Source organism: Paraburkholderia sp. C35 (assembly GCF_003121405.1).
Taxonomy (GTDB): Bacteria; Pseudomonadota; Gammaproteobacteria; order Burkholderiales; family Burkholderiaceae; genus Paraburkholderia.
The window spans coordinates 1-3952 of record NZ_QBUY01000213.1; the positions used below are offsets into that span (position 1 = coordinate 1).

General features: G+C 63.7%; 4 protein-coding genes. All 4 read right to left on the reverse strand.

Features of this window, described 5'->3' with window-relative positions; genetic code table 11:
* On the reverse strand, positions 1-205 hold a 205-nt coding region (locus tag DK391_RS45165), incomplete at its 3' end, for a hypothetical protein (protein WP_204117548.1).
* The gene (locus DK391_RS43950) at positions 206-940 is read right to left on the reverse strand and encodes an RNA polymerase sigma factor FliA (protein WP_109484261.1); all 735 of its coding nucleotides are present in this window, start codon (positions 938-940) and stop codon (positions 206-208) included.
* A 22-nt stretch (positions 941-962) separates the two neighbouring features.
* Positions 963-1832 carry an AAA family ATPase gene (locus DK391_RS43955; protein ID WP_109484262.1) on the reverse strand — a complete coding sequence of 290 codons (870 nt, stop codon included), beginning with the start codon at positions 1830-1832 and terminating at the stop codon, positions 963-965.
* Entirely contained in the window at positions 1825-3666 is a 1842-nt protein-coding gene (gene flhF / locus DK391_RS43960; protein WP_109484263.1) for a flagellar biosynthesis protein FlhF, read from the reverse strand. Before flhF ends, DK391_RS43955 begins: the two co-directional genes overlap by 8 nt.
* Positions 3667-3952: the final 286 nt, after the last annotated feature.

Genomic DNA, 3952 nt, shown 5'->3' on the forward strand with positions numbered 1-3952 from the left:
GTTCAGCGGCTTTCTTTTGCCTACTTTTCTTTGCCGCGGCAAAGAAAAGTAGGTGCTGCCCCGCACAGGGGCGACGCGTGAAGTACCGATACCAAACCGCGGATGCCAGCGAAAAAAAAGGCCGACCTAAAAAAAGATCAGCCCTTTCCCGAAGAAGAACAACAACAGCAACAACAACAAACCCGCCCAAACGGGCAAACCCCAATCAACTAGTCTCAGCCGAAGCCCAAGCCTGCTCGCGCAGCCGAGTCCTCAACCGCGCAACAGCCTGCGAATGCAACTGACAAACTCGAGACTCACTCACTTCCATCACCGCGCCGATCTCGCGCAAATTCAGGCCACGCTCGTAATAGAGAGACATAAGCAGCTTCTCCCGCTCAGGCAGCCGATCAATCGCCTCAACCAGCGCCCCGCGCAGCGAATCATCCAGCAACGCCGACAGCGGATCCGAATGATCAACGCAATACCGATCGAGAAATGGCTCATCATCGGCGGAACGATCGAAGTCTTCGTAATAGATCAGCTGACTGCCGTGCAGATCCTGCAGCATCGACTGATACTCGTCGAGCGGCATCTTCAGATGCTCGGCAATCTCCGCCTCGCTGGCCGACCGCCCCAGCGTCTGCTCGACCTGATGCACCGCCGTCTCGACCTCGCGCGACGTCCGTCGCAAGCTACGCGGCAGCCAGTCGTTGCTGCGCAACTCATCCAGCATCGCGCCGCGAATCCGCTGGCTCGCGTACGTCTCGAACTGCGCGCCCTGGTCTTCCTTGTAGCGGCTCGCCGCATCCAGCAGACCAATCATGCCTGCCTGAATCAGATCGTCGAGATCGACGCTCGCCGGCATCTTCGCGACGAGCTGCAAGCCAAGACGGCGCACCAGCGGTGCGTACTTCGTCAGAACCTCGGCTTGCGAAATTTTTCCTTGAGCGTTGTACATCGTGCTCCCCTTTTCCTTGCCTTCAGGCATGCTGCGCAGACGGTTGATCGGCGTATTGCGCCGCTGTTACGGTCGTCGGCGGCACGCCATGCGTCCGTGACGAAATCGCTGGCCGCATCGGCCAGTACTGCAGTTCGGCAGCGATATGACGGAAATCGCGCGCAGCAGGTGCCGATGGGAAAGCATCGACGACACAACGCGACAACTCCATGGCTCGCGCCATCAAAGGATCGGCTGCAACGCAGCCGGCATCTTCAAGCGATACAGCGAGATAACGTCCCGCCACACCCGCCAGGTTTTCATACGCGGTATGCGCATCGGTCACGCTCAGCACGTGATTGACGAGCACCCGGAACTGCGCAATCGCATGGGCGAAGTGCAGGCGCTTCATGCACGCGTACGCATCGGTGATCGCCTGCGCCGCGACGCGCGTCACCACCAGCACGTCGTGCGACTGCATCGCGAGTGCCGACAGCGAGCCTTCGCGGTCCAGCTGTGCATCGATCAGCACCACATCGGCCGGTCCGCTCAACACCACGCCCATCTGCTCACGCGTGGCGCTCTCGCGGTTGCCGCGCGAAGCCGCGAGCACCTTGAAGCCCAATGCATGACGGCCTACGGCTTCGTCGAGCGTCATCTCGCCGCGCATCACGGCCGAGAAGTTGCCCGCGCCGCGCACGCCGCCCAGCATTGCGCTCACCGATCGCTCGCCGAGGCTTTCGTCGATGACAAGCACGTCCTTGCCCTGTTCGGCGAGCGCGGCGGCGAGGTTCACCACCGTCGTCGTCACGCCGACGCCGTGCGAGCCGCCTGCCACCGCCACGACCCGCGAGCCGGAGCGCGCGAGCAGACGCCGCAGTCCTTCTGCCTGGTCCAGCACGAATTTATCCAAAGCGAACCTCGTGCAGATCGGCGGTCGAACGGGCCGACAAGGCCGACAGCAGCGCTGGCACGTCCTCGTCCTGCGGAACGAATGGCGAGTGATCGCGCGGTATGCAGAAGGCGCTCTTGATCAGGAATTTCTTGGTTGCGACATACAGGTTCTCCGGCACCTTCTGTCCCGTCGACACGTAGTGCACGGGCAGCTTGTAGCGGATCACCGTATCGATCACGCAGCCCAGGTTGGTCGCTTCATCGAGTTTGGTCAGGATGCAGCCGGCGAGCGGTTGCTGGTCCGGCGCGTTCTGGTATGCCTGCACGACTTCGTTCAACGTGTCGCCGTGGCTCGTCGCGTTCAGCAGCAGCAGGCGCTGCACGGGCTGACCGGCGCGGCACAGCATCGCGATCTGGTCGGACAGCAGACGATCGCGCTGGCTCATGCCGATCGTGTCGATCAGCACGATATGTTTGTTGCGCAGTTCCGAGAGCGCGAGCGTCAGGTCGGCGCCGTCCTTCACGGCATGCACCGACACGCCGAGAATCTTGCCGAAGATGCGCAGCTGTTCGTGACCGCCGATCCGGTAGCTGTCGGTGGTGAGCAGCGCGACCTTGCTGGCGCCGAAGCGCATCACGCAGCGCGCGGCGAGCTTGGCGGTGGTCGTGGTCTTGCCGACGCCCGTCGGGCCCATCAGCGCGAACACGCCGCCGCGGTCCATCAGCGCGTCTTCGTTTTCCATCACGGGCACGTTCGATTCGAGCACCGTCCGGACCCACTCCATGCCTTCGTCCATGTTGTCGACGGCGGGCAGGTTGTCGACCACCATCTTCACCAGTTGCGCGGAGAAGCCGGCGGCAAACAGATGCTTGGTCAGCGTCGCGTGCACCGGGCTGCGGCGCTGGCGGTCGGCCCACAGCAGACCGGCGAACTGCTCTTCCATCATGCCGCGCATCGACGTGAGCTCGCTCATCACGGTCTCGTTGACCATCTGCTCGATACGCGACTTGATCGATTCCGTGAGTGCTGCGGCCTGCTTCGGCGTCATGTCGGCAGCGGCTGCGCCCTTGCGCGCGTCGCGGGCCGTGTTGATGTCGCCGGCGCCTTCGGCCACCGTCGGCACGGCGTTACCTTTTTGCGAGGCGCGGCGGGCGGCGAGTTGTGCTGCTTCGCGCGCCCACTCGGGCTTCACTTCTTCGTTTGCATCGACGGGCGCACCCATGCCGCGTGCCATCGCGGCGGCAGGCGTCATCGTCGGATTGGCTGCGTGGACCACGTCCTTGGCCGCGATGCGGCGCGCATGGTCGATCAGCCAGGGATTCGTTTCTGCCATCGTGCGCTGACGGGCGGGTGCTTCGGGCTTCGCATTGAGCGCGGGCTTGACCGGGGCGGCAGCCGTTTCGCTGCGCAGATCGACGCGTACGTCGTCGCTAGCGCGCGGCGCGCTGGCCGGGCTTTCGGGGGCGGCGTTGTCGGCGGCGGCTGCAGCTGCTTGCGGCTCGGCTTTTTCTTCGCTGGCTGCGGGCATGCGTTCCGTGCCGGCTTCGGGGCTTGCGCCGAACACCGACGAGAACACATCGGGCATGCCGCTCGCGTAGGGATTGACGGGCATCGCGGGCGCTGCGGCGGGCAGCATCGGCGCGCGGGGGGCGCCAGCTGCCGCGTTGGGCGCGGCGCCTTCCTGGCCGCGCGGGGCGATGGCGCTCAGATCGCTGTCGGTGACCGCGACGATTTCGACGCTGCCATCGTCGTTGGTACGGTTGGACAGCACGACTGCATCGGGACCCAATGCCTCACGGACGAGACGCAGAGCGTCACGACTCGTTGCACCGATAAATTTGCGAATGTTCAAGCTGGTTCTCCGATGAGCTACGCGGACCGGCGGCATACCGTTTCCCGATGAGATGAATTATTGCGGGAGACGTCTAATACCTATCGGGGGATAAAGGAGGGGAAACGCTGGCAATTCGGGCGATGGAAGTAGGGTTTGGGGCTGCGCGGGTTGGGGTGGTGTGCTGGTGCTGTGCGGTGGCGTCCGCTTGATGTTAGTGGTCTGCTAGCGTTGCCCCTGTGCGGGGCGGCACCTACTTTTCTTTGCCGCCGCAAAGAAAAGTAGGCAAAAGAAAGCGGGCTAACAC